Annotated in this window: 22 protein-coding genes; 7 read left to right on the top strand and 15 right to left on the bottom strand. The window is 69.6% G+C overall.

Annotation, left to right across the window (positions count from 1 at the left end):
• Window positions 1–28: 28 nt before the first annotated feature.
• The 9 genes from MUN33_RS03355 to MUN33_RS03315 all read right to left on the bottom strand — a co-directional run bounded on the left by MUN33_RS03355 (window position 29) and on the right by MUN33_RS03315 (window position 8,870).
• Entirely contained in the window at window positions 29–1,882 is a 1,854-nt protein-coding gene (locus MUN33_RS03355) for a uroporphyrinogen-III synthase (protein WP_244803508.1), read from the bottom strand.
• Window positions 1,883–1,969: 87 nt separating this feature from the next.
• The gene (gene hemC / locus MUN33_RS03350; protein ID WP_244803507.1) at window positions 1,970–2,959 is read right to left on the bottom strand and encodes a hydroxymethylbilane synthase; all 990 of its coding nucleotides are present in this window, start codon (window positions 2,957–2,959) and stop codon (window positions 1,970–1,972) included.
• On the bottom strand, window positions 2,956–4,431 hold the full coding sequence (locus MUN33_RS03345) for a glutamyl-tRNA reductase (protein ID WP_244803506.1): 1,476 nt from the start codon (window positions 4,429–4,431) through the stop codon (window positions 2,956–2,958). The genes hemC and MUN33_RS03345 overlap by 4 nt, the downstream gene beginning before the upstream one ends.
• Window positions 4,432–4,640: 209 nt before the next feature.
• Window positions 4,641–4,922, bottom strand: a complete 282-nt coding sequence (locus MUN33_RS03340; protein WP_244803505.1) for a glutaredoxin family protein — start codon at window positions 4,920–4,922, stop codon at window positions 4,641–4,643.
• A 102-nt stretch (window positions 4,923–5,024) separates the two neighbouring features.
• Window positions 5,025–5,126, bottom strand: a complete 102-nt coding sequence (locus MUN33_RS03335; RefSeq protein ID WP_003855542.1) for a 30S ribosomal protein bS22 — start codon at window positions 5,124–5,126, stop codon at window positions 5,025–5,027.
• 327 nt (window positions 5,127–5,453) lie between these two features.
• Complete coding sequence (locus tag MUN33_RS03330; protein WP_038546114.1) at window positions 5,454–5,654, bottom strand: helix-turn-helix domain-containing protein; 201 nt, start codon at window positions 5,652–5,654, stop codon at window positions 5,454–5,456.
• Window positions 5,655–5,897: 243 nt separating this feature from the next.
• The gene (gene proC, locus MUN33_RS03325) at window positions 5,898–6,728 is read right to left on the bottom strand and encodes a pyrroline-5-carboxylate reductase (RefSeq protein WP_244803504.1); all 831 of its coding nucleotides are present in this window, start codon (window positions 6,726–6,728) and stop codon (window positions 5,898–5,900) included.
• A gap of 49 nt (window positions 6,729–6,777) precedes the next feature.
• Complete coding sequence (locus tag MUN33_RS03320; protein WP_244803503.1) at window positions 6,778–7,695, bottom strand: hypothetical protein; 918 nt, start codon at window positions 7,693–7,695, stop codon at window positions 6,778–6,780.
• Window positions 7,696–7,901: 206 nt separating this feature from the next.
• Window positions 7,902–8,870, bottom strand: coding sequence for a Ppx/GppA family phosphatase (locus MUN33_RS03315; RefSeq protein ID WP_244803502.1), 969 nt, complete (start codon window positions 8,868–8,870; stop codon window positions 7,902–7,904).
• 33 nt (window positions 8,871–8,903) lie between these two features.
• On the opposite strand from MUN33_RS03315, the gene MUN33_RS03310 reads away from it, so the two are divergent.
• Entirely contained in the window at window positions 8,904–9,839 is a 936-nt protein-coding gene (locus MUN33_RS03310; protein WP_244803501.1) for a DUF3109 family protein, read from the top strand.
• Window positions 9,840–9,958: 119 nt separating this feature from the next.
• On the opposite strand, the gene MUN33_RS03305 is transcribed toward MUN33_RS03310, so the two are convergent.
• The 6 genes from MUN33_RS03305 to MUN33_RS03280 form a co-directional block, all read right to left on the bottom strand.
• Window positions 9,959–10,666, bottom strand: coding sequence for a response regulator (locus MUN33_RS03305; protein ID WP_244803500.1), 708 nt, complete (start codon window positions 10,664–10,666; stop codon window positions 9,959–9,961).
• A gap of 152 nt (window positions 10,667–10,818) precedes the next feature.
• Entirely contained in the window at window positions 10,819–12,051 is a 1,233-nt protein-coding gene (locus MUN33_RS03300) for a sensor histidine kinase (RefSeq protein ID WP_244803499.1), read from the bottom strand.
• 38 nt (window positions 12,052–12,089) lie between these two features.
• Window positions 12,090–12,845: a phosphoglyceromutase gene (locus MUN33_RS03295; RefSeq protein WP_244803498.1), complete on the bottom strand. Its 756-nt coding sequence runs from the start codon at window positions 12,843–12,845 to the stop codon at window positions 12,090–12,092.
• A 57-nt stretch (window positions 12,846–12,902) separates the two neighbouring features.
• Window positions 12,903–13,463, bottom strand: coding sequence for a type III secretion system chaperone family protein (locus tag MUN33_RS03290; RefSeq protein ID WP_244803497.1), 561 nt, complete (start codon window positions 13,461–13,463; stop codon window positions 12,903–12,905).
• A gap of 21 nt (window positions 13,464–13,484) precedes the next feature.
• Window positions 13,485–14,834 (bottom strand): D-inositol-3-phosphate glycosyltransferase, encoded by a 1,350-nt coding sequence (gene mshA, locus MUN33_RS03285; protein ID WP_244803496.1) that lies wholly within the window; start codon window positions 14,832–14,834, stop codon window positions 13,485–13,487.
• Between the two features lie 72 nt (window positions 14,835–14,906).
• Window positions 14,907–16,061 carry a UDP-N-acetylmuramate dehydrogenase gene (locus tag MUN33_RS03280; RefSeq protein ID WP_244803495.1) on the bottom strand — a complete coding sequence of 385 codons (1,155 nt, stop codon included), beginning with the start codon at window positions 16,059–16,061 and terminating at the stop codon, window positions 14,907–14,909.
• 80 nt (window positions 16,062–16,141) lie between these two features.
• On the opposite strand from MUN33_RS03280, the gene MUN33_RS03275 reads away from it, so the two are divergent.
• From MUN33_RS03275 to MUN33_RS03250, 6 genes are all read left to right on the top strand, one after another.
• Window positions 16,142–16,639: a DUF2505 domain-containing protein gene (locus MUN33_RS03275; RefSeq protein ID WP_244803494.1), complete on the top strand. Its 498-nt coding sequence runs from the start codon at window positions 16,142–16,144 to the stop codon at window positions 16,637–16,639.
• Between the two features lie 143 nt (window positions 16,640–16,782).
• Entirely contained in the window at window positions 16,783–17,682 is a 900-nt protein-coding gene (locus MUN33_RS03270) for an LmeA family phospholipid-binding protein (RefSeq protein WP_244803493.1), read from the top strand.
• 275 nt (window positions 17,683–17,957) lie between these two features.
• The gene (locus MUN33_RS03265) at window positions 17,958–19,685 is read left to right on the top strand and encodes an acyclic terpene utilization AtuA family protein (RefSeq protein WP_369414915.1); all 1,728 of its coding nucleotides are present in this window, start codon (window positions 17,958–17,960) and stop codon (window positions 19,683–19,685) included.
• Window positions 19,682–21,277 carry an acyl-CoA carboxylase subunit beta gene (locus tag MUN33_RS03260; RefSeq protein WP_244803492.1) on the top strand — a complete coding sequence of 532 codons (1,596 nt, stop codon included), beginning with the start codon at window positions 19,682–19,684 and terminating at the stop codon, window positions 21,275–21,277. The genes MUN33_RS03265 and MUN33_RS03260 overlap by 4 nt, the downstream gene beginning before the upstream one ends.
• 28 nt (window positions 21,278–21,305) lie before the next feature.
• Window positions 21,306–23,360 carry an acetyl/propionyl/methylcrotonyl-CoA carboxylase subunit alpha gene (locus MUN33_RS03255; RefSeq protein WP_244803491.1) on the top strand — a complete coding sequence of 685 codons (2,055 nt, stop codon included), beginning with the start codon at window positions 21,306–21,308 and terminating at the stop codon, window positions 23,358–23,360.
• A 54-nt stretch (window positions 23,361–23,414) separates the two neighbouring features.
• Window positions 23,415–24,572 carry an acyl-CoA dehydrogenase family protein gene (locus tag MUN33_RS03250; protein WP_244803929.1) on the top strand — a complete coding sequence of 386 codons (1,158 nt, stop codon included), beginning with the start codon at window positions 23,415–23,417 and terminating at the stop codon, window positions 24,570–24,572.
• Window positions 24,573–24,584 lie beyond the last annotated feature (12 nt).

The raw sequence follows: 24,584 nt of genomic DNA, 5'->3' as shown, positions 1-24,584 counted from the left end.
CGCGCGCCGGACACGGGGTCCCCCGGACCTACTGCCCGGTGGCCGGCCGGCGCCGCCGGCGACGCTTCCGCGGCGGGGGCAGCTGACCGGCCGCGCGCAGTTCGGCGACGTGGTGCGCCAGGGCGTCCACCAGTTCCGGGACACCGGCGACCTCGGGCATCACGTCCACCCGCAGACCGTGTTCCCGCGCGGTCTGCGCGGCAATCGGGCCGATACAGGCGATGATGGTGCGGGTGTGCGGCTTACCCGCGATGCCCACCAGGTTCTTCACCGTCGACGACGAGGTGAAGCACACCGCGTCGAAGCCACCGGACTTGATCATGTCGCGGACCTCCTGGCTGGGGGGCGCGGCACGCACGGTGCGGTAGGCGACGACGTCCTCGACCGACCAGCCCAGGTCGACCAGACCGTCCACCAGCGTGTCGGTGGCGATGTCGGCGCGCGGGAGCAGGACCCGGTCGACCGGGTCGAGGTCCTCGTCGTACGCGGGGAAGACGTCCACCAGGCCGGAGGCGTTGCGGGCGTTGGCCTTCGGCAGCAGTTCCGGGGTGATCCCGAGGTCGCGGACGGACTGGGCGGTCTTGGCGCCCACGGCGGCGACGCGCACACCGGCCAACGCACGGGCGTCCAGACCGAACTCGGCGAGCTTCTCCCACACGGCCTTCACGGCGTTGACGGAGGTGAACACGATCCAGTGGTAGCGCCCGTCGACCAGGCCCTTGATCGCACGTTCCATCTGCGCGGGGCTCCGCGGCGGCTCCACGGAGATGGTGGGCACCTCGATCGGGATCGCACCGTGCGAGGCCAGCCGGGCGCTCATCGGGCCGGCCTGGTCCTTCGCCCGGGGCACGAGCACGGTCCAGCCGTACAGCGACCGGTTCTCCCACCACGAGTACTTGCTCCGGCGGCTGGCCTGCACACCGACGGTGACGACGAGCTCCTGGGGCATCTCCCCCTCCTTCGCCAACGGCCCGGAGGCCGCGACGACGGACTTGAGGGTGTCGAGGGTGACGTCGTAGGAACGCTGGCGACGCGTGGTCGCGTGCGTGGTCACCGTGGCCGGGGTGCTGCCGGCGACGTCGCGGCGCTTGAGCTCCGCGGTGATCACCGGCAGGTCCGACGGCCCGACGGTGAGGATCAGCGGCTTCGGGGCGGCGGCGATGCCGTCCCAGTCGGTCTCGGCGGTCGCGTCCGAGCGCAGGTCCACGGTGGTGTAGCCGTCGCCGGTGGCGATACCGGTGTAGGCGGGCAGGGCCGAGGCGCCGGTCATACCGGGGACGACCTCGAACTCCACACCCAGTGCCGCGACCTCCTGCAGTTCCATGAGCACCGCCGGGTTGCTCACCGGGTTGCCGGCGACCAGGCGGACCACGCTGTGGCCGTGGCGGACGTGGTCGACCATCGCGTGGGCCACGTCCGCGGCCTCGACCGGGCGGATCTCGTCCGGGGCCGGGGTGTCGGGGTAGCTGGCGTAGCCGCCGGCCTCCGCCTCACGGGCGGCCTCCTCGGCGGCGGCGTGGGCGGCGACGGCCTCGGTGGTGTGCGGGGCGGCGAAGACGATCTCGGCGGCGGTCACCTCGGCGGGACGGCGCGGACGACGGCGGGCACCGGCAGCCTTCGCCGCCTCCAGCTCGGCCTCCCACTCCTTCTCGGCGGCGATACGCTTGTCCTCGGGGACAGGCAGCGCATCGGCGATGATGGCGCGGACGGACTCCGTGACGGCGGGGTCGACCCACACGTGGGCGGTGTTTTCGAGGATCTCGCGGGCACGGACCGTCAGCAGCTCCGGGTTTCCGGGGCCGGCGCCGACGAACAGGACGCGGCCGCGGCCGGCGAGGGGGCTGTTCGTGGGACCCGTCTGGGCAATTCCGGCAGTGGTCATCGAGGTGGCTTTCTCAGGTAGGTCAGGCAGTGCTGGTGGGCGTGGCTGGGCCGCTGGGGACGGTGCGGCGGACCGGTCAATACCAGGTCAACGTGCACCGACGATGTCGGTGATGATCTCGGCGGCACCACCGGCGATGAGGTCGCGGCCGACGGCGTGGCCGAGGTCGGCGGCGGTACGCAGCCACGGTCCGCCGGGTATCTCCAGCTCGACGGAGCGTTCACGGACCAGCTGTCTCGACCCGTCCAGGGCGAAGACGCCGCCACGGAGGGTCAGGGTGCCGTCCACGTAGGTGGACCAGGCACCGACGGGGGCGGTGCAGCCGGCCTGCAGTTCAGCGAGGACGGCGCGCTCGGCGACGGCCGTGGCGTGCGACACCGGGTCGTCCAGTCCGAGGACGGCTGCGACGGCCTCCTCGTCGTCGGCACGGACCTCCACGCACAGCGCGCCCTGGGCCGGGGCGGGGAGGATCTCGTCGACCGGGACGGTCTCGGACGCGCGGTCGAGCATCCCGACCCGCTCCAGGCCGGCACGGGCCAGCACGACGGCGTCGAGGTCGCCCTCCGCGACGCGGCCCATGCGGGTGTCGATGTTGCCACGCAGCGGGCACACCTCGAGGTCGGGGCGCAGTGCACGGACCTGGGACACCCGTCTCGGGGCACCGGTACCGACCTTGGCCCCCTCCGGCAGGTCGCGCAGCGACGCCCCGCCGATGCTGACGAGCACCTCACGGGCGTCGACGCGGGCCGGCACGATGCTGACGAACCGGTCGTCCGGTGCGGTGGGCAGGTCCTTGAACGAGTGGACCGCGACGTCGCACTCGCCGGCGGCGAGGGCGTTGCGCAGGGTCTCGGTGAAGACACCGACACCGATGCGGTTGACCGGGGTCTGGGCCTTCTGGGAGGCGTCGCCCGGGGTGTGGACGAAGTGCAGCTCGGCTTCCCCGGCCCCCTCGCCGAACATGCCGCGCAGGACGTCCGTCAACGCGTCACGGACGGTGCCGGCCTGCGTACGGGCGAGGTTGCTCGCCCGGGTTCCGACGAGGAGGGTACGGGGCTCGGTGTTCCCGGTGGTCACGATGCCTCCTCCGTGCCGGCTGTGCTGATAGTGCTGTTCGTGCTGCTCGTGCTGTCTGCGGCTCCCGCCGCGGGTACCTGACCTGCCCCGGTGTCCTGCTGCAGGACATTGCCGATGCGGGCCTTGCCCGCGTCCCCCGGCTCGATGGACTGCGACACCACCGAGGTGCTGCCCGACGGCAGGTTGAACAGGGCCGCCAACGCCTCGGCGTAGTTGACCGTCCCGTCCTGGGAACTGAGTTTCTTGACCTGGACCGTCGGTGCGTGGAGGAGCTTGTCCACCACGCGGCGCACGGTGCGGGCGACCTCGGCGCGGTCGTCGTCGGCCATCCCGGGGGTCCGACGGACCAGCTGGCCGAGCTCGTCGTCGACGACGTCGGCGGCCCGCCGGCGCAACGCCTTCACGGTGGGGACCACCGACTGCACGCGCACCTGTTCGAGGTACTCGGCCAGTTCCGTGGCGACGATGTCCCGGGCGGCGGACTCGTCACGGGCGCCGTCACCGGCGAGGGCGGTGAGCTCCTCGATGTTCAGCAGGCGGACCTCGGCCCCGGCGTCGACGACGGCGTCGTCGATGTCGCGCGGCATCGAGAGGTCCACCAGGACCATCCGGCGCGGCCGCTCGGTCTGGGTGGCGACCACGTCGTCGTGGCTCAGCACCGTACCGACGGCACCCGTGGCCGAGACCACGACATCCGCACCCCGCAGCGCGGAGGTCAGCTCGTCCAGGCCCACCGCGTCGGCGTCGACCCCGGCCTCACGCGCGTGCGCGGCGAGGTTCTCCGCACGGGCCACCGTCCGGTTCACCACGGTGACGTGGCGGACCCCGGAACGTCCCAGGTACGTCGAGGCCAACGAGGCCATCGCCCCGGCGCCGACGACCACGGCGTCACGCCCCGTCATGTCCTCCACGCCCAGTTCGGCCAGTGCGTGGTCCAGGGCGAAGCTCACCATCGACGAGCCCGCCTCGTCCACCCGGGTCTCGGTGTGGACGCGCTTGCCGGTGTGCAGAGCGCGCTGCGTGAGGTCGTGCAGCGCCGCACCCACCACCCCGTTCTCGGAGGCTGAGGTGTAGGCGTTGCGCAGCTGGCCGATGACCTGCTGCTCCCCCACCACCATCGAATCCAGCCCGGCGGCGACGGTGAGCATGTGCTCCGCGGCCGCGTCGGCGTACCGGACGTACAGGTACGGCTCGAGTTCGACGGCGTCCATCTGCGCATGGGCGGCGATGGTGTCCACCACATGGTCCAGCGCAGGGTGGAACGCCGAGGTGGCGACGTAGAACTCCATCCGGTTACAGGTGGAGAGGATCAGCGCCTCGGTGACACAGTCGCCCCCGACAAGGTCCCGCTCCAGGCGGTTCAGCTCCGCCGGGGAGACGGATGCCTTCTCGAGAACCGGCACCGGCGCCGACCGGAAAGACAGACCGACCAGGAGGACGGCTGCCGGTCCGGTGATCCCGAGTCCTGCCATGGCTGCACAGCCTCCCGCGAAAATCGTCAGTGGTCACTTTTTCCGCTGCGGCGTACTCCACCCACCGGAGGCCGGTGGTCGACGCCGTCATGCGGTACCAGCCTCCTACGGTATCCTTCACAGCCCCCAATAACAAAAGCAACGGAGACTGCTGTGACCGGCCCCCGGTTACGCCGCCGACACCACAGGTGTCACCACCGGCATCCGGCTCACCCCACCTGTTGTGCCGCGGACAGGGCCTCGACGAGCTCTTCGTCGTCGATCTCCCAGCAGGCGATCTCCTCGTCGTCGACGAGCACCACCGGCACGCGGTCGCCGAACTCCACCGCCGTGGCCCTGGAGGAGTCGACGTCCACCACCTCGAGCCCCGCCCCCATCTCCGCGCACACCGGCGCTATCTGGTCCCGCACCCGCACACAGGAGCCACACCCCTCCCGCACCATGAGGGTGACGGTGGGCCGGTGGGCCGGGGTCTGCACGACACTGTCCATGCCACCGGAGTCTAGTAGCCGCCCCTGCCCCGGCATACAGCGAGGCGCGGCCCTGCACCCCGGACAACCGGGGACAGGACCGCGCCTCGTGGGGACACCGGCCTATTTGCCGAGTTTCCGCCGCTGCACGCGGGTACGGCGAAGCATCTTGCGGTGCTTCTTCTTCGACATGCGCTTGCGACGCTTCTTGATGACAGAACCCATGGGTCCTCCCTCGTGGTAGGTCTTCGGTTAAGGATCATGCTGCTGGTCGGTTCCCGCACGGTACCCGGGGCACCGCGGGCGGACGGCAAACGGCAGGGGAACCACACCGATCGGGACCGATCCGACACGAATGCGGATCAGTTTAACCGGCCCACCGTTGCCACGGCAAAAGACCCCGCCGAAAGTGCCCAGCGGAGATGACCACGGACGTCCTGCCGGGGCCCACGGCAGAAACCCCTCCGCCCCACCGGCAGTACGCCGGTGGGGCGGAGGGGAACAGGGTCTGTCGCAGACCGCGACGACCGTCCCGCGAGGGACGGAGCCGTGTTAGCCGGTCTGGCCCGCCTCGTAGATCGAGGCACCCAGGTACTCTTCGACCGCCTGCTCATGCACGCGGAAAGAACGTCCGACACGCACCGCGGGCAGCTCACCGGAGTGAACCAGGCGGTACACGGTCATCTTGGACACCCGCATCAGCTCGGCGACCTCGGCGACCGTGAGGAACGTTCCACTGTCATTGTTTGCCATATTTTCCAATCCTAACGACGCACGCACGCGCTGCAGGCTTCCCCTCCTGCAGAACTTCGAGACGCCGAGCGCTTGCCCCATCCTAGCGTTATTCCTGGGAATATTGCGACGCGAATGACAAAAGACGACGGCTGGCACTCGGCGATGCGGGAGACACTGGTGACACGGTTGTGACTCAAGGGGCAGAGGGGACGTCGGCACGACACCCCCACCCCCGGACGGGGGACACCGGGAGACCGGAGGTCACTTGTCCCCGGCCGGGCGGCCCAGTTCCACCGACCGGTCGACACACGCCTGCATGGCGCGGAAGAACGCGGTACGGAGACCGTTCTCCTCGAGACCACGGGTCGCCGCGGCGGTCGTCCCACCGGGACTGGTGACGTTCGCCCGCAGATCCACCGGGTTCTTCTCCCCCTGCGCCATCATCGTCGCCGCCCCCTCGATCGTCGCGACGGCGAGCTGCTGCGCGACAGGACGGGCCAGCCCGAGCTGCACACCGGCGTCGGTCATCGCCTCGGCGACGAGGAACACGTAGGCCGGGCCAGACCCCGAGACCGCCGTGACCGCGTCGATGTCCTTCTCCGCGACAGCGACGGCCTGGCCGACCGTGGCGAAGAGCCCCTTGACGGCCTCGACCTGCTCCTCGGAGGTGAACCGCCCACCGGCGACGGCGCTCATGCCCTTACCGACCAGCATCGGGGTATTCGGCATGACACGGACGGCGGGCACACCGGCGGCCAGGGCCGATTCCATGGTCGACAGGCTGACACCGGCGGCGACGGAGACCACGACGGTCTCGGTGTCGTTGTTGTCCAGCGTCGAGGAGATCTCCTCCAAGACGGAGACGACGATGTGCGGCTTCACGGCGATGACGACGAAGTCCGCCTCCGACGCCGCGGTCACGGCGTCGTCCGCCCCGGTGACGCCGTACTTCTCGCGCAGGAAATCCAGACGCTTCGCGCTCGGATCGAACACGACGACGTCCGGCTTGTCGGCCGACCCCTCCCCGTTCACGAGGCCCGAGATCAGGGCCTCACCGATATTTCCTCCACCGATAAATGCAATACGAGTCATGCGACCCAGCGTGCCACGCGAGGGTGAAGCACGCCACCCGGGGGTCGGGTCAGATCGACATGATCAGCCGTGGCCCGAGGGTGATCGCCAGGCCGACGACAAAGGCCAGGACCAGCACCAGCGCGTGCCGGTGGCGCAGCAGTGCGTGGACGACTCCGACGCACACCAGGGTGACGACACCGGCCATGACCAGCACCAGGGCGGTCCCGAGCCGGTCCCAGAGCAGAGTGAAGCCGAAGAAGATGACGACGCCGATGACCAGCGCGATCGCCGTCTGCCCCAGCAACGCCGGCCAGGAGATGGCGTCGTCCTCGTACTCGATGATGGTGTCCGGGTCGTCCGGGCTGACCCCGCCCGCCTCGGCAACCTCAGCTGCCTCGGGGACCTCGGAGATCTCGGTGACCTCAGCAGCAGCGGTGTCGGCGACATCCGCGTCGGCGATGCCGTCCTCCGTCTCGACGCGCGGCAGGACAGTGGTCTCCGGGCTCAGCTCGTCAGCGGCGACATCCTCGGAAGCTACGGGAGCTGCAGTAGCCTCAGGAGCCTCAGGAGCCTCAGATGCTTCAACGACCCCGGTTTCGTCGGAGGCGGTCTCGTCGAAGCCTGCCTCCTCGCTGGAGACATCCTCGTCGACGACCTCGCCCTCCACGACCGCGGCGGCGTCGTAGGTGGGAACGTCCTCCACGGCACCGTCGGTGTCGTCGGCGAGTTCGTGTCCACCACGGCGGGGGCGGCTGTCCGCCACGGCGGACGTGGCAGGCGTGGAGGACGCCGCCTCTCCGGCGTCGTCCCGTGCGTCGTCCTGCTCCAGGTCCTCGTCGCTGACGACGGGAATGGAACCGGTGAGCTCGGACACCGAGACCCCGCCATCCTCGAGATTACGTCGACGCCGGGGACGGTCAGCTCTGCGAGCACCGTCCGTGGCATTGCGGGCCATAAGCTCCGCAACAGTCAGCTTCTCACTCATCCGTCGTTCCCATCATCGGTCATCTCCCGCCGGTCCGGATGGCGGGCACGAGGCACCGCAGAGTCGCCACACGATTCTGACGACCGACACTGATGCCTCAATTATCAGGTGACAGTTTACAGTTATCAGGTGTACAGCCCACATCGGTGGAGCAACACTTCCACGTCGTCACCGGGAAATAATAGAACACCAGGCCTTTTCGCGCCTCACTTTCGCGCGTCGACCCCGTTATTCGGGTCGAAGTCGGCCGCGTCCGCCGCATCGGCCCGGCGCATGATCACGCCCTCACGCAACGCCCACGGACACAGCTCCAACTGCTCGATACCCAGGTGACGCATCGTCGACTCCGCCACCAGCGCGCCCGCCACGACCTGCGCCGAGCGGTCCGCCGACACACCCTCCAACTCCGCGCGGTCAGCCGCGGTCATCCGCGAGATGAACGAGGTCAACTGCCGCACACCCGGACGGGTCAGCACCCGGCGGACCCGCGGACCCGCCGAGGACGGCGCCGCACCCGTGAGCCGGGCCAGCATCCGGAACGTCTTCGACGTCCCGACGGCCAGGTCCACCGGCCCAGCCTCCTTCAGCCTGGCGACGGGCTCCTCCAGGGTCTCGTCGATGTGCGCCGCCAACGCCTTGATCTCCTTGCGGCTCGGCGGGTCGGTACGGAACCAGTCGTGCGTCAACCGTCCTGCGCCGAGGTTCACCGACATCGCCACATCCGGCAGTTCGTTGACCCCCACGGACATCTCCAGGGAGCCGCCGCCGATGTCGAGGTCGCAGATCCGGCCGGCCGACCACCCGAACCAGCGGCGCACCGCCAGGAACGTCAGCTCCGCCTCCGCCGTCCCCGACAGGATCCGCAGACGGACCCCGGTCTCCTCCTCGACCTGTGCCAGCACCGCCTCACCGTTCGTCGCCGAGCGCAACGCCGAGGTCGCGAACGGCAGCATCTCGTCACAGTGGAACTGCTCGGACATCTCCGCGGCGAGACCGACCCCCTTGACCAGCTTGCGGACGCCCTTCGTGGTGATCGCGCCCTCGTCGTCGAGGTACTCGACGAGCCGCATCGGCGTCTTCCAGTTGCTCATGGGCGTCGGCGGACCGCCCGGGGCCATGTCCACCACCACGAGATGGACCGTGTTGCTTCCCACATCCAAGACACCTAGTCGCACGGTCTCCACCCTATCCGGTCTACGGTGTTCACCGTGACACATTCTGTTCTCTCCGACATCACCAGCGGTTACCCGGAAGGCACGCCGGCAGACCTCGCGGTACGTTCAGGGCAGGAGACTCCCGCCGACCATCCGCGCGAGTACCTGGAGTTCACCGATCCGGCGGATTCCGGGCACATCGTCTCCGTCGATCTTACGTGGCTCCTGTCGACCTACCGGTGCAGGTTCGGCACCGACGCCTGCCACGGCATCGACGCCGAGCACCCTGACGTGGGCTGTTGCGTCCACGGGGCGTTCCTCACCGACGAGGACGACCGGGGCGCGCTGGCGGAGATCGTCCCGCACCTCACCGACGAGGACTGGCAGCTCAAGCCACTGGTGACCGGCGCCGACGGCGACCCCGGTATGGACGGTGTGGAGCCCTGGCTGGTCTGGGACGAGCTCGACGGGGACGACACCGACTCCGGGGAGCCGGAACCGGCGTTGAAGACCCGCGTGCACGACGGCGCCTGTGTCTTCGCCAACCGCGCCGACCACCCCGGCGGTGCCGGCTGCGCGCTGCACGGCTGGGCGTTGAAGAACGACGTGGCCCTCACCGTGGCCAAACCCGAGGTGTGCTGGCAGCTCCCGCTGCGCCGGCTGGAGGACTGGGAGACCCGTCCGGACGGCGTCGAGGTCCTGCGCACCACGGTCACCGAGTACACCCGGCGCGGATGGGGCGGCGGCGGGGAGGACTTCGACTGGTACTGCACCTCCGACCCGGGCTGCCACACCGGCGGGGAGGCCCTGTGGTCCACGCACGCCGAGGAACTGCGCGAGCTCATCGGTGCCGAGGCCTACGAGGTCGTCGCCGAGCACTGCCGGCAGCGTGAGGAGATGGCCCGGTACTCCCCCTCCGGATTCCCCCTGTTGTCGATCCACCCCGCCACCGCAGCGGCCGCCGAGGCGGAAGGGCGGACGAAGGCCTGACCGGGGCCCTGCGGACGCGTGGGAGAACAACCGGTCCGGCGGCAGAGCTACGGGTCGATTCCACGGTGGATATCGACCGTTACCTCTGCCAACTCACCGTCGTCTCTGCCACTCCCCGCTCAGCCCTCGAACTTGTACCCCAGGCCGCGTACGGTCACCAGCATCGCCGGCGCGGACGGGGTCTCCTCGATCTTGGAGCGCAACCGCTTGACGTGGACGTCGAGGGTCTTCGTGTCACCGACGTAGTCGATGCCCCACACCCGGTCGATCAGCTGCCCGCGGGTGAGCACGCGGCCCTCGTTCCTCATGAGGTACTCCAGCAGGTCGAACTCCTTCAGCGGCAGGGACACGGAGTCGCCGTCGACGGTCACGGTGTGCCGTTCGACGTCGAGCACCACCCGGCGACTCCTGAGCACCAGGCCGTCGTCCCCCTCCCCGTCGTCCACGGTGGTGTCTCCACCGCGGCGCAGGACGGCGCGGATGCGTGCGATGAGTTCACGCGCCGAGTAGGGCTTGGTGACGTAGTCGTCGGCACCGATCTCCAGCCCGACGACCTTGTCGATCTCACTGTCGCGGGCGGTCACCATGATCACCGGGACGGAGGAGACCGCCCGCAGCTGGGTGCACACGTCCGTGCCGGACATGCCGGGGAGCATCACGTCGAGCAGCACCAGGTCGATACCGTGGGCGTCGAAGAGCTTCAGGGCGGTGGGCCCGTCCGCCGCGGTGTAGACACCGAACCCCTCCTTCTGGAGGAGGAACGACAGGGGTTCAGCGAGTGATTCCTCGTCCTCGACGAGCAGGACGGTGGGACGGTCACTGGACATAGGGGAATCGGATCCTCACGGAGAAAGTCTGTCGGCCGTGGACCGGCCGGGGTGGATGACTGAGCTGACGGGGATGACGGATATGTCGGTGAGACTGCTTCTGGACGACATCATTGTAAACTCCGGACGCGGATCCTGCTGGGTGAGTGCGGTCAGTCGCGGTCGGGCAGCAGTTCCGCGGCGGTGAACCGCTCCTGGTCGGGCACGTCCTCGTCCGGTACCGCCTCGGTGTCCAGCACAGGGAACTCGAGGGAGAAGGTCGACCCGGTACCCGGCTGCGACCAGAGGGAGACGTTCCCCCCGTGGTTGATCACGGTGTGTTTGACCACCGCGAGCCCCAGGCCGGTTCCGCCGGTCGCCCGGGAGCGTGCCTTGTCGGCGCGGAAGAACCGCTCGAAGACACGTTTCTGGTCCGCGGGGGCGATGCCGATCCCCCGGTCGGTCACCCGGATCACCACGGACTGTCCCCGCACCGCGCGACTGATGCTGACCGGGGTGTCGTCGGGCGAGTAGTTGATGGCGTTGGCGATCAGGTTGGTCACCGCGGTGACCAGCAGCTCCTCGTCACCGGTGAGCCACGCGCCACCGGGGGCGTCGGTGACGAGGTCGATGTTCTCCACTTCGGCGGCGATGCGGGAGCGTTCCACCGCCTTGTCGATGACCCGGTCCACGCTCACCGGGCGGGCGTCCGGCAGGGCCTCGGCGCCCTGGAGTTTCGACAGGCCGATCAGTTCGGAGATCATCGTCGATATACGCCGGGTCTCCCCGTGCAGCTTGTTGCCGAAGTATTCCACGGCCTCGGGGTCGTCCCGCGCCTCCAGCATCGTCTCGACCAGCAGGGAGATCGCCCCGACGGGGGTCTTGAGTTCATGGGAGACGTTGGCCACGAAGTCGCGGCGCGCGGCCTCCATCCGCACGTTCTCGGAGTTGTCCACCGCGTAGACCACCACGAAACGGTCGTCCACGGCGGTGAGGCGGCGGACGGTGACCGAGACGGAGAAGACCGGCCCCACGGCGCTGGCCCCCGGGTGCAGGACACCGTCGCGCGGCTCGCCGTCGTCGAAGACTCGCTGGGCCAGACGGTAGACCTCGGGGACGAGCTGTCGGCCGTCGACCACGCCGAGGTCGCGGACGCTGCGGTTGGTGAACACCAGGTCCTCACGAATGTCCACCACGGCGACCCCCAGCGGGGACGACTCGAGGGCGAAGTGCATCACCTGGGCGATGGTCGAGACCCGGTTGTGCTGCGTCTCCCGCCGGATACGTTCCTCTTCACGGTGCTCCGCCCGACGCCGGACGGCCGCCACGAGCAGCGTGACGGCGACCCCCACGAGGAGTCCGGCGAGGACACCCCCGGCCAGCAGGGCGACGGATGATGGTGTCATCACGACCTGGTGTCCTGTCGACCGTCCCGCCGTTCCCCCTACTTCCCGCCCTGGGCGGCGACGGCGGCGGCGCCGGCTTCGGCGGCCTCCGGGTCAAGGTACTCACCACCGGGGTTCAGCACGCTGCCCTTCTGGTCGATGCGGTACACCAGCGGGATCCCGGTGGGGATGTTGAGCCCGGCGATGTCCTCGTCGGAGATCTTGTCGAGGTGCTTGACCAGGGCGCGCAGGGAGTTGCCGTGGGCTGCGACGAGCACGGTCTCGCCGACCTCCAGGCGGGGCACGATCGAAGTCTCGTAGTACGGGATGAACCGCTTGACGACGTCGAGCAGGCACTCGGTACGCGGGACCTCGGCGAGGTTGGCGTAGCGGGGGTCGCCGGCCTGGGAGTACTCGCTGCCGTCCTCGAGCTCCGGCGGCGGGGTGTCGTAGCTGCGACGCCAGGCCATGAACTGGTCCTCGCCGTACTTCTCCTTGGTCTCGGCCTTGTTCAGACCCTGCAGGGCGCCGTAGTGGCGCTCGTTGAGGCGCCAGTCGCGCACGACGGGGATCCAGTGCCGGTCGGCGGCGTCGAGCGCCAGGTTCGCGGTGGTGATCGCACGGCGCAGCAGGGAGGTGTACAGGACGGTGGGCTCCAGGCCCGCGTCGGCGATCATCCTGCCGCCGCGGACGGCCTCCTCGCGCCCCTGGTCGGTGAGGTCGACGTCGACCCAGCCGGTGAACTGGTTGGATGCGTTCCATTCGCTCTGCCCGTGGCGGAGGAGGATCAGTGTGCCGTGGTTGTTGTCACTCATGGTTCCTTATTCTGCCACGACCACGTCCGACGCACAGGGTGGCCGGTGAGGTCCGGGTCACGCCGGGGGAGCCGACGGGGGCACCGGTGGTGCCGAGACCTCACGGTCGGTGTGCCCGGCCGCCCGCCCCTCGGCCCGTTCCTCCTCGTAGCCGGGACGGAGCCGCTGGAACGCCTCGAGGTTCCGGGTCGGCTCACCCCGGTCGAGCCGCCACTCCCATTCGCGCCGGATCGAGGTCTCGAAACCGAGCTCGAGGATGTGGTTGAAGTCGCCGTCGGCGAGTTCGAGGACCTGGCCCAGGATGGTCTGGACGTCCCCGGCGGTCGTGGTGTCGGGGAACTGCCCCGCCAGGTAGATGTCATTGTTGTTGTCCAGGGTGTAGTGCACCCCGAAGGCCTTGCGGTTGTGCTGCAGCAGGAGCCGGTACACCTCGGCGTGGGCCTCCTCCACCGCGCGGCAGACGAACGCCTCGACACGGAACATGCCGTCCTGCGGGATGAAAAGGGTGTTGGTCTTCAACCGGCGTTCACCGGGAAGCACGACGACGGCGACTCCGTTGGAGATCTCGTAGTCGACCTCGGCGGCGTCCAGGAGTCCGGTCAGCTGCTGTAGTTCCATGGCCCTGAATCTACCCCGCCGCTACCGCGATCCGCTGGGGTCCCGCGAGGCCAGTGAGTTCAGCGCGACGTCCGGCTCCGAACACCCGTGCTCCCGCCACCGGTCGACGAGCCTGCGGTACTCGGCGATCATCTTCTCCACGGTGACGTCCCAGGAGTACGCCGCGGCGTGCGAGGGGGCGACGTCCGACATGGAGTTACGCAGGTCGTCGTCCATCACCAGCGACTCCAACGCGCGCGCCCAGTCCGCCGGGTCGTGGCCGTCCACCAACAGACCGCTCTCCCCCTCGGTGACGGTCAGCGGCAGTCCCCCGACCCGGGCGGCGACCACCGGGGTGCCGGCCGCCTGCGCCTCCAGCGCCACCAGGCCGAAGGATTCGTTGTAGCTGGGCACGGCGATGATGTCGGCCGCCTGGTACACGCTCACCAGCTCCTCCGGCGGGCGCGGCGACAGGAACCTCACGTACCCGGACACCCCCAGTTCGGTGGCGAGGTCGTGCAGTTCGTCGGGTCGTTCCATCCCGGTACCCGACGGTCCACCGCAGATCACCACCCGGATGTTCTGTTCGGGGTGCCGCCGGATCAGGTCGGCGGCGGCACGCAGCAGGATGTGCGGCCCCTTGAGCATCTGCAACCGGCCGATGAAGGCGACGACCTTCGCGCGCAGCGGGATGCCGAGTTCACGGCGGGAGCGTTCGGTCGCCCGGTCCGACCCCGGGGTGAAGCGGTCGACGTCGACGCCCGGGGGGATGACGGTGAGGTCCGCGGTGTCGGCGTCGTAGGCGGTGACCAGCGCCTGCGCCTCGTCCTGCGTGTTGACGATGATCCGGTCGGCGTTGTCGACGATCTGCTGTTCACAGATCCGGCGGGACTCCGGCTCAGGGGTGTCGCCGTCGGCGAGCCCGAGGTTCTTCACCGCGGCCCAGGTGTGCGCGGTGTGCACCAGCGGCACCCCCCAGAGATCGCGGAGCAGCCACCCCACCTGCCCCGACAGCCAGTAGTGGCTGTGGATCAGGTCGTACCGTCCGGCACCGGCGCGGTCGGCCGGGGTCCCAGGCTTCCCGGAACTCCCGGCCTCCCGGCGCACGAAGGACAGGACGGACCCGGTGAAGGCCGCGAGCTGGGTCGGCAACGACTCCTTCGCCAGGCCCTCGAACGGCCCGGCGACGCAGTTGACCACCCGGAGCCCCGGGGCGACCTCGACGACCTCGCCCTGCGAGGCACGGGTGGCGCGGGTGAACACGTCCACCTCGACGCCGTGGGACGCCAGGTGTTCGGCGACGTTCCGGACGTAGACGTTCATCCCGCCGGCATCCCCGATTCCGGGCTGTTCCAACGGGGAGGTGTGCATGGAGATCATGGCGACGCGCATAGCGTCCGAGGGTACCCGCCGTGGCACGACGGCGGCCTGTCGTCACCCGGTGCCGCCCGGTGCCGCCCACCGTCACTCCGGGTCGAGCGCGACCCCCACCCACACCGGCTCGGGCACCAGCGTGACCCCGAACGTGTCGCGCACGCCGTCACGGACCGCCCGGGCCAGCCCGACGATGTCCGACGACGTCGCCGAACCGCGGTTCGTCAACGCCAGGGTGTGCTTCGTCGACAGCCCGGCCCGGTCGTTGCCCGGGACGTGCCACCCGCGGGTGAAACCGGCCCGTTCAATGAGCCAGGCGGCGGAGAGTTTCTCACGGCCGTCGTCCGGCCCACCGGCGGGGAACCGCGGCATACCGGCGGCGTCCTCCGCCCCGCGCGTGGTGCCGACGATCCGCTGCACCTCGTCGGCGACGGCGGCGTCGACCACGGGGTTGGTGAAGAACGACCCTGCCGACCAGGTGTCGTGGTCGTCCGGGTCCAGCACCATGCCCTTGCCCCGACGCAGCTCCAGCACCGTCTCGCGTACCTGGCGCACGGGACGTCGGGCATCGCCGTCGCCTGCCGCCTCACCGGCACCCACGCCGAGGCGGCGGGCGAGCTCACCGAAGCGCAGTGGGGCGCTCAGGCCGTCGGTGGTCAGCTGGAACTCCACGGCGGTGACCACGGCCCGGGAGGTGAACTTCAGGTTCGAGTACCGGTACGCCAGGTCGAGCGCCTCCGGCCCGACCCACGAGGTCTGCCCGGTCGTCCGGTCGAACAGTTGCACACGGCGCAGGGTCTGGGACACCTCCGCACCGTAGGCGCCGACGTTCTGGACCGGTGTCGCGCCGACCGAGCCCGGGATGCCCGACAGGCACTCGAGGCCGCCGAGACCGGCGTCGACGGTGGCGGCGACGACATCGTCCCAGACCAGCCCCGCGAACGCACGGACTACCCCGGTTCCCCGGTCGATCTCCAGCAGCCCGTCGTCCTCCGCGCCGCCGGGTGCCTCCAGCACCACCGCGACCAGCCCCGGGACGTCCTCCCCGACCACCAGGTTCGAGCCACCGCCGACGACCAGCAGCGGGACGTCCCCGGCGTCGAGCGTCCCGACGACCTCGGCGACGGCCGACTGCGAGCGGCAGGACAGCACGACCGACGGCGTGCCGCCCACCCGCAGCGTGGTCAGCTCCGTGAAGCTGCGCACGGACGTCCCGACGTCGGCGCGCTCCGTCAACCGCGCCACAACTGGCGAGGTCTCTGTAATTGTTCGCGAATGGAATCTAAAATCAGGACGCTGCACACTTATGATGTTAGCCTTTCTGCATGACAACACACATCGAGACGTCAACGACCGTCAACCACCCGCTCGACAAGGTCCTCTCCGCCCTGACCACCAAGGAGTACTGGGAGTACGAGGCCCAGAACCTCTCCGAGGTCCCCGGCGAGGTCAACTCCTTCTCCGCCGACCCGATCGAGGTCGTCCTCTTCGAGGTCCTGCCCACCGACGCCCTGCCCGAGGCCGTGCGCTCCATGGTGTCGCAGAACCTGAAGCTCAAGCGCACCGTCTCCTTCGGGGCCGAGCAGGACGGCGTCGTCAACGGCGAGATGCAGGCCGAGGTCAAGGGCGCCCCCGTGAAGTTCGGCGCCGAGCTCACCCTCACCGGCGAGGGTGACTCCACCACCCTGTCCGCCGAGGCCGACATCGACGTGACCATCCCGATGGTCGGGCCCGTCATCGAGCCGAAGGTCGCCGACGCCGTCCGCGACATCATCAACAACGAGAACACCCTGATCGACACCTGGATCAAGGAGAACCTCTGATCCAGGGTCCGCTCCAGGGTCCACTCCAGGGTCCACTCCAGGGTCCACTCCAGGGTCCGCGGAACCTGCCCGTCCCCGCACAATACGCCGGGTAAACGGCGGAGTTCTGGCGCCGACGGGCGGTGATGGTTCACACTGGTCCGGTGAGTACTTCAAACAACACCGGACAGTCCGCCGCCCCGCAGGGGTGGGGGGCCCACACCCGCCAGGGCGGAACCGACGCTGGCAGGAAGCGGTCGGGCCTGTGGTGGAAGATCCTCCTCACCCTGGTCGTGATCGTGGCGCTGCTCGCGGCAGCCGCCGAATTCGGCGTACGCACCTACGCGAAGAACACCGTGGTCGACGAGATCCGGTCGTCCGCGCAGAAGAACGGCACGGAGCTCACCGAGGACCCCTCGGTGAGCTTCGGCGCGTCCCCCCTGCTCCTGGGCCTCGTCCAGGGCAAGATCCCGTCGTTCAACGCGACGATCCCCTCCACCCTGGACGTCTCCTACGAGGACTCCGACAAGTCGCGGCCCGTCGTCACCGGCCAGCCGGAGATGACCATCGACGCCAAGGACATGGCCGCCGACGCCGAGGACCCGACCGCCGGTGAGATCACGGTGGACACCACACTGCCCCCGGAGTTCCTCCTCGCCGAGATCCAGTCGTCGCAGGCGGAGGCCCCGGACACCGGCGGCGGACTCCTCGAGGGCCTCATCGAGGTGACCGGTGTGCAGATGAACACCGGCGAGAACACCATGGACCTGGAGATCACCGGCGGCCTGGCGACGCTGAGCATGACCCCGGTCGTCGAGGGCGGCACGCTGAACTTCCGGGTCGAGAACCTCCGGATCCTCGGGATGGACCTGCCGGAGTCCACGGTCCGGTCGCTCACCGACTCCCTGCAGCAGACCGTCAACGACCTGGAGGGCCTCCAGATCCAGAAGGCCGACATCACCGAGGGGGGCCTGCGGGTGCAGCTCCACGGCACCGACGTCAGTCTCGACGAGGTCTCGTCCAGCACCTCCAGCTTCTCGGAGGGCCCGCAGCAGAACAGCTGACGCACCCCGTCGTCCCCCTCCTCCGCCCCCTCTTCCCTCCCGCTCTCCACCGGCCCCGGACTCGACGTCGAGTCCGGGGCCTTCCGTCGTCCGACCCCCCGGACAGGGGTGACTGTCGCCTAGCTCACACCAATCGAATCAATCAGTCACGACTGCTTGTTTCCCGGTGCTACAACTGACCTCATGATTTCGATCATCGAACCACAGTGTTCACGATCAGAACCATCTCCCAGCACCGACAACCCTCGGAGGTTTCCGTGAGCGACACCCCACCCGTGAGAATCGCCAATTTCTCCGGCTTCTACGGCGACCGTGACAGCGCCATGAAAGAGATGCTCGACGGCGGCGAGATCGACTACCTCACCGGCGACTACCTGGCGGAACTCACCATGCTCATCCTCGCCAAGGGTATGATGAAGGACCCGTCCCTCGGCTACGCCAGGCGGTTCATCGACCACCTCGACGTCTGCCTCGACACCATCGCCGACCGGGGCGTGAAGGTCGTCACCAACGCCGGCGGGCTCAACCCCCGCGGCCTCGCCGAGGCCCTGCGCGAGAAGGTCGCCGAGCGCGACCTCGACCTCACCGTGGCGTACGTCGACGGCGACGACGTCCGGGAACCATTACGACCGACTGTTCCGGACGCGCTGTGCGCCAACGCCTACCTCGGCGCCTTCGGCATCGTCGAATGCCTCGACTCCGGCGCCGACATCGTGGTCACCGGACGGGTCACCGACGCCTCCGTCGTCGTCGCCCCCGCCGCCCACCACTTCGGCTGGGGTCCCGACGACCTCGACCAGATCGCCGGCGCCATGGCCGCCGGACATGTCATCGAGTGCGGCACCCAGGCCACCGGCGGCAACTACTCCGGGTTCAACCGCGGCGAGCTGCCCGACGCACCGGTGATGCCCGGGTTCCCGCTCGCCGAGATCCACGCCGACGGCACCTCCGTCATCACCAAGCACGACGGCACCGGCGGCGCCGTGACCGCCGGCACCGTCACCGCCCAGCTGCTCTACGAGGTCACCGGCGCCCGGTACGCGGGCCCGGACGCCGTCCTGCGGCTCGACCACGTCCGGGTCGACGACCTCGGCGACGACCGGGTCCGCATCAGCGGCGCCACCGGTGAGGCACCGCCGCCCACCACGAAGGTCGGCGTGAGCCGCCTCGGTGGATTCCGCAACGAGGTCCAGGTCCTGTTCTCCGGGCTGGACGTCGAGGACAAGGCGGAGCTGTTCATCCGCCAGCTCGACACCCTCGAGCCCCGCCCCCGCACCGTCGAGTACCGCCTGGAGCGCACCGACCACCCGGACGCGGACACGCAGGCAGCCGCGTCGGCCCGCCTGGTCTGCGTCGTCTGGGACCCGGACCAGAAGCGTTTAGCCGAGTGGGGCCGCGGGGTGGTGGGCACCGCCCTGGCCTCCCCGCCGGGGACCTTCTTCGACGGTGCCCCGCCGAAGCCCAGCATGTACGGCACATTCTCCCCCGCCTACGTCGACAACGACGTCCCGGCGCACACCGCCCACCTGGCCGACGGCACCGACGTGGCCGTCGCCCCGCCGCAGACGACCGCGGAACCCGGGTCCCCGCTGACCGACGAACCACTCCCCGCCTACGACGTCCCGGCCGACGCAGACGGGGGCACCCGGCGCGCCCCCCTCGGGCTGCTGGCGGACGCCCGGAGCGGCGACAAGGGCGGCAGCGCGAACATCGGCCTGTGGACCCGGGACGCCGAGGCGTACCCCTGGCTGCTGGCCACCGTCACCGCCGACGCGGTCAAGGAACTGCTGCCGGAGACCGCGGACCTGGATGTCGAGGTGTACCCGCTGCCGCGGCTCAACGCGGTGAACATCGTGGTCCAGGACATTCTCGGCGAGGGCGTCGCCCACGGCGCACGGTTCGACCCCCAGGGCAAGGGGCTCGGCGAATGGCTGCGTTCGCGCCACGTCGACATCCCCGAAGCACTGCTCACATACACCGACACCAGGAAGGCAGCGTCATGACCGCACCCTCAGCCGTCGTCCCCACCTCCGAGGAGTACCGGGCGAACCGCGCGTCGATGGAGGAGAAGCTCGGCGAGATCCGGGAGGCCTACGAGACCGCCTTCACCGGCGGTGGCGAGAAGTCCCTGGAGAAGCTCCGCGGCCGGGGCAAGATGACCCCGCGCGAGCGTATCGACTCCGTCATCGACCGGGGCTCCCCGTTCCTCGAACTCTGCACGATGGCCGGGTACGGCACGGACTTCACCGTCGGTGGCTCCGTCGTCGGCGGCATCGGCACCGTCGAAGGCGTCGACTGCCTGATCGTCGCCAACGACCCGACGGTCAAGGGCGGCGCCTCCAACGAATGGACCCTGCGCAAATGCAACCGGCTGCAGGAGATCGCCGTGGAGAACCGGCTGCCCGTCCTCACCCTGGTCGAGTCCGGTGGTGCGGACCTGCGCAGCCAGAAGGAGGTCTTCGTCCCCGGTGGCGCGATGTTCCGCGCCATCACGCAGGCCTCCAAGGCGGGCGTCCCCACCATCGCCATCGTGTACGGCAACTGCACCGCCGGCGGCGCCTACATCCCCGGCATGTCCGACCACGTGGTCATGGTGAAGGAACGTTCCAAGGTCTTCCTCGCCGGCCCGCCCCTGGTCAAGGCCGCCACCGGTGAGGTCACCGACGACGAGAGCCTCGGTGGTGCCCAGATGCACACCGACATCTCCGGCCTCGGCGACTACCTCGCCGTCGACGAGCTCGACGCCGCCCGCATCGGACGCTCCATCGTCCGTCGCCTGAACTGGCGCCGCAAGGGCCAGACCCCCGCCACCGACGTCGCCGCCCCTGTGCTCGACGAGGAGGAGCTGCTGGGCATCGTCCCCGACGGCCTCAAGGTCCCCTACGACCCCTACGAGATCATCGGACGGTTCGTCGACGGCAGCGAGTTCGACGAGTTCAAGCCCCGCTACGGCTCCGGACTGGTGACCGGGTGGGCGCAGGTCCACGGCTACCCGGTGGGCATCCTCGCCAACTCCCGCGGCGTGCTGTTCAGCGAGGAGGCGCAGAAGGCGACCCAGTTCATCCAGCTGGCGAACAAGTCGGACACGCCGCTGATCTTCATGCACAACACCACCGGCTACATGGTCGGCCGTGAGTACGAGGAGGGCGGCATCATCAAGCACGGCGCGATGATGATCAACGCCGTGTCCAACTCGGAGGTCCCGCACATCTCGCTGATCACGGCCGCGAGTTACGGCGCCGGGCACTACGGGATGTGCGGACGTGCCTTCAACCCCCGGTTCGTCTTCGCCTGGCCCTCCGCACGGTCGGCGGTGATGGGGTCCGAACAACTCGCCTCCGTGGTCAGCAGCATCAGCGCCCAGTCGGCCCGCGCCCGTGGCCTCGACTACACCGAGGACGCCGAGAAGCAGCTCTTCGACATGCTCAAGACGCAGGCGGACGTGGAGTCCGCGCCGCTGAAGATGTCGGGGATGCTCTACGACGACGGCATCATCGACCCCCGCGACACCCGTTCGGTGGTGGGGATGGCCCTGTCCGCCATCCACTCCGGTCCGGTGGAGGGCACCGACGCCTTCGGTGTCTTCCGGATGTGACGGCCGCGAACGAGAGATGAGAGAAGACATGACCAACACAGATTTTTCCACCGTCCTCGTCGCCAACAGAGGCGAGATCGCCCGGCGTGTGTTCGCCACCGCCCGTCGCCGGGGTCTGTCGACCGTCGCGGTGTACTCGGACGCCGACAGCGGTGAGCCCTTCGTCCGGGAGGCCGACTCCGCCGTCCGCCTGCCCGGTAACGCCCCGTCGGAGACCTACCTCGACATCGCGGCCGTGCTGGACGCGGCGGAGCGCACCGGCGCCGACGCCGTCCACCCCGGGTACGGCTTCCTGTCGGAGAACTCCACCTTCGCCCGCGCCGTGATCGACGCCGGGCTGACGTGGATCGGCCCGTCGCCGGAGGCCATCGACGCGATGGGCTCGAAGACCGAGGCCAAGAAGCTGATGGAGGCCGCCGGGGTCCCGGTGCTCACCAACCTGCAGACCCCGGAGATCACCGAGGAGATGCTCCCGGTGCTGGTGAAGGCCTCCGCCGGTGGTGGTGGCCGCGGGATGCGCGTGGTGCGCACCCTCGACGAGCTCGAGTCCGGGACCACCGCGGCCGTGCGGGAGGCCGAGAGCGCCTTCGGCGACGGCACGGTCTTCATCGAGCGCTACATCGAGTCCGGGCGCCACATCGAGGTCCAGCTCATGGCCGACAACCACGGCGGGGTGTGGGCCGTCGGCGAGCGTGAGTGCTCGATCCAGCGGCGCCACCAGAAGGTCATCGAGGAGGCGCCCTCCCCGCTGGTCGAACGCGTCGACGGGATGCGTGACCGCCTGTTCGAGGCCGCCCGCGCCGCCGCCCGCGCCATCAGCTACAGCGGCGCCGGCACGGTGGAGTTCCTGGCCAACGACAAGGGCGAGTTCTTCTTCCTGGAGGTCAACACGCGGCTGCAGGTGGAGCACCCGGTCACCGAGGCGACCACCGGCCTGGACCTGGTGGGCCTGCAGTTCGACGTCGCCGCCGGCCGGATGCTCCCCGCGGCCACCCCGCCGGGCATCGACGGCTGGGCCGTGGAGGCCCGCGTGTACGCCGAGGACCCGCGCCACGACTACCGGCCGATGTCCGGGGAGGTGCTGCGTTTCGACTTCGACGACGTGGTCTCGTCGTTCTCCGGACCGGTCGTGCCGGGGATCCGGCTGGACGCCGGCCCGGAGGCCGCACCGGGCCGTCCGGCGGTCGTCGGTGTGAACTACGACGCCATGCTGGCCAAGGTCATCTCCTGGGCCCCGACCCGCGCGGAGGCCGTCGGACGGCTCAGCGGGGCCCTGCGCCGTGCCCGGATCCACGGGCTCGGCACCAACCGTGACCAGCTGGTCCGCGTCCTGGACGACGCGGACTTCCGCGCCGGTGACATCGACACCGCATTCCTGGAGAGCACCCACACCGAGGTGTCGACGGCACCGCTCGCCGACGACGATGCGGTGGCGGTGTCCGCCTTCGCCGCCGCCGTCGTCGCCGAGGCCGACACCGCCTCGAGACGCCCCGACCCCCACGTCGCCACCGGGTTCCGGCTCTTCGGCGACGCCCGCACAACCCACCGGTACTTCCGTGGCCAGGGCACCGACCACGAGGTCGAGGTCACCGTCGTCCGTTCCTCCCGGTCCACCGGTGCGGTGGCGACGACGCTGGCCGGCCACGACGTCCGGCTCGTGGAGACCACCCCACCGCAGGGTGCCGCCCGCGGCTCCGGCGACGCCGCCACCGTAACCGTCGAGGTCGACGGGATCCGCCGTACGCTCACCGTCCACCGGTACCCCGGTGGCGGTGTGGGGGTGGACTCGGCCCTCGGCCCGGTCACGCTGACCGAGCGTCCCCGGTACGACGACCCGTCGGCCGTCGTCGCCGAAGGCGCCCTGGTCGCACCCATGCCGGGCACGGTGACCAGCGTGCTCGTCGCCATCGGTGACACCGTCACCACCGGTCAGAAACTGATGACGATCGAGGCCATGAAGATGGAGCACACCATCTCGGCCACCTCCGACGGCACGGTCACCGAACTGGCCGCCGGGACCGGGGACCACATCGAGACCGGCACCCTGCTGGCGGTCATCGACTCCCCCGACAACGACGAATAACCACCACACCCCACTTCACAAGGAGTTTTCACCATGTCACAGCCCCAGGTCAGCATGCCGCTCAACGACACCCCGGAGCAGGAGGAACTGCGCAAGACCGTCCGTGCCCTGGCGAGCAAGTACGGCTACGAGTACATGGCCAGGAAGGCCGACGCCAAGGAGTACCCGACCGAACTGTGGAAGGAGGCCGGTGAGCTCGGCTTCATCGGGGTCAACCTGCCCGAGGAGTACGGCGGAGGCGGCGCCGGCCTGCTGGAGCTCTCCATCGTCCAGGAGGAGCTGTCCTCGCAGGGCTGCGGTCTGCTGATGATCGTGGTGTCCCCGGCCATCTGCGGGTCGATCATCGCCGCCTTCGGCACCCCCGACCAGAAGCAGCGGTGGCTGCCGGGCATCGCCTCCGGCGAGTTCATCAGCGCCTTCGGCATCACCGAGGCCGACGCCGGCACGAACAGCCACAACATCACCACCACCGCGAAGAAGGAGGGTGACGAGTGGATCCTCAACGGCCAGAAGACCTTCATCTCCGGGGTGGACCAGGCCGATGCCGTGCTCGTCGTGGCCCGCGCCCACGACGAGCGCACCGGCAAGCTCAAGCCGGCGCTGTTCATGGTGCCCACCGACGCCGAGGGCTTCTCCAAGACGAAGATCCCCACCGAGGTCATGCTCCCCGAGTGGCAGTACTCCCTGCACTTCGACGACGTCCGGCTGAAGGACGAGGACCTCGTCGGCGACAGCGACGCCGGGATCTTCCAGCTCTTCGTCGGGCTGAACCCGGAGCGCATCATCGCCACCGCGATGGCCACGGGCATGTCCCGCTACGCCCTGGACACCGCGGTGAAGTACGCCAAGGAGCGCGTCGTGTGGGACACCCCCATCGGCGCCCACCAGGGCCTGTCCCACCCGCTGGCGCAGTGCCGGATCGAGCTGGAGCAGGCCCGCCTGATGTGCCGTAACGCCGCCGCACGGTTCGACCAGGGTGACCTGGACGGTGCGGCGACCGCGGCGAACATGGCCAAGTACGCCGCCGGCGAGGTGTCCGCCAAGTCGATCGACCAGGCCGTGCAGACCCTCGGCGGCAACGGGCTGACCGCGGAGTACGGGCTGGCCCGCATGTACGCCGCCTCGCGTCTGCCACGCATCGCCCCGGTCAGCCGCGAGATGCTGCTGAACTACGTCGCACAGACCGTCATGGGTCTGCCGAAGAGCTACTGACCGGGGAGCAGG

This window comes from Corynebacterium kalidii (genome assembly GCF_022869005.1).
Classification (GTDB): Bacteria; Actinomycetota; Actinomycetes; order Mycobacteriales; family Mycobacteriaceae; genus Corynebacterium; species Corynebacterium kalidii.
This window is presented reverse-complemented; position numbering and strand designations above follow the sequence as displayed.

Excerpts from the sequence above, each read along its gene's own strand:
- MUN33_RS03355 (WP_244803508.1), bottom strand. The coding sequence starts at position 1,882 with ATGACCACTGCCGGAATTGCCCAGACGGGTCCCACGAACAGCCCCCTC.
- MUN33_RS03345 (WP_244803506.1), bottom strand. The coding sequence starts at position 4,431 with ATGGCAGGACTCGGGATCACCGGACCGGCAGCCGTCCTCCTGGTCGGT.
- MUN33_RS03340 (WP_244803505.1), bottom strand. The coding sequence starts at position 4,922 with ATGGACAGTGTCGTGCAGACCCCGGCCCACCGGCCCACCGTCACCCTC.
- MUN33_RS03335 (WP_003855542.1), bottom strand. The coding sequence starts at position 5,126 with ATGGGTTCTGTCATCAAGAAGCGTCGCAAGCGCATGTCGAAGAAGAAG.
- MUN33_RS03330 (WP_038546114.1), bottom strand. The coding sequence starts at position 5,654 with ATGGCAAACAATGACAGTGGAACGTTCCTCACGGTCGCCGAGGTCGCC.
- proC (WP_244803504.1), bottom strand. The coding sequence starts at position 6,728 with ATGACTCGTATTGCATTTATCGGTGGAGGAAATATCGGTGAGGCCCTG.
- MUN33_RS03320 (WP_244803503.1), bottom strand. The coding sequence starts at position 7,695 with ATGAGTGAGAAGCTGACTGTTGCGGAGCTTATGGCCCGCAATGCCACG.
- MUN33_RS03305 (WP_244803500.1), bottom strand. The coding sequence starts at position 10,666 with ATGTCCAGTGACCGTCCCACCGTCCTGCTCGTCGAGGACGAGGAATCA.
- MUN33_RS03300 (WP_244803499.1), bottom strand. The coding sequence starts at position 12,051 with ATGACACCATCATCCGTCGCCCTGCTGGCCGGGGGTGTCCTCGCCGGA.
- MUN33_RS03295 (WP_244803498.1), bottom strand. The coding sequence starts at position 12,845 with ATGAGTGACAACAACCACGGCACACTGATCCTCCTCCGCCACGGGCAG.
- MUN33_RS03290 (WP_244803497.1), bottom strand. The coding sequence starts at position 13,463 with ATGGAACTACAGCAGCTGACCGGACTCCTGGACGCCGCCGAGGTCGAC.
- mshA (WP_244803496.1), bottom strand. The coding sequence starts at position 14,834 with ATGCGCGTCGCCATGATCTCCATGCACACCTCCCCGTTGGAACAGCCC.
- MUN33_RS03275 (WP_244803494.1), top strand. The coding sequence starts at position 16,142 with ATGACAACACACATCGAGACGTCAACGACCGTCAACCACCCGCTCGAC.
- MUN33_RS03260 (WP_244803492.1), top strand. The coding sequence starts at position 19,682 with ATGACCGCACCCTCAGCCGTCGTCCCCACCTCCGAGGAGTACCGGGCG.
- MUN33_RS03255 (WP_244803491.1), top strand. The coding sequence starts at position 21,306 with ATGACCAACACAGATTTTTCCACCGTCCTCGTCGCCAACAGAGGCGAG.
- MUN33_RS03250 (WP_244803929.1), top strand. The coding sequence starts at position 23,415 with ATGCCGCTCAACGACACCCCGGAGCAGGAGGAACTGCGCAAGACCGTC.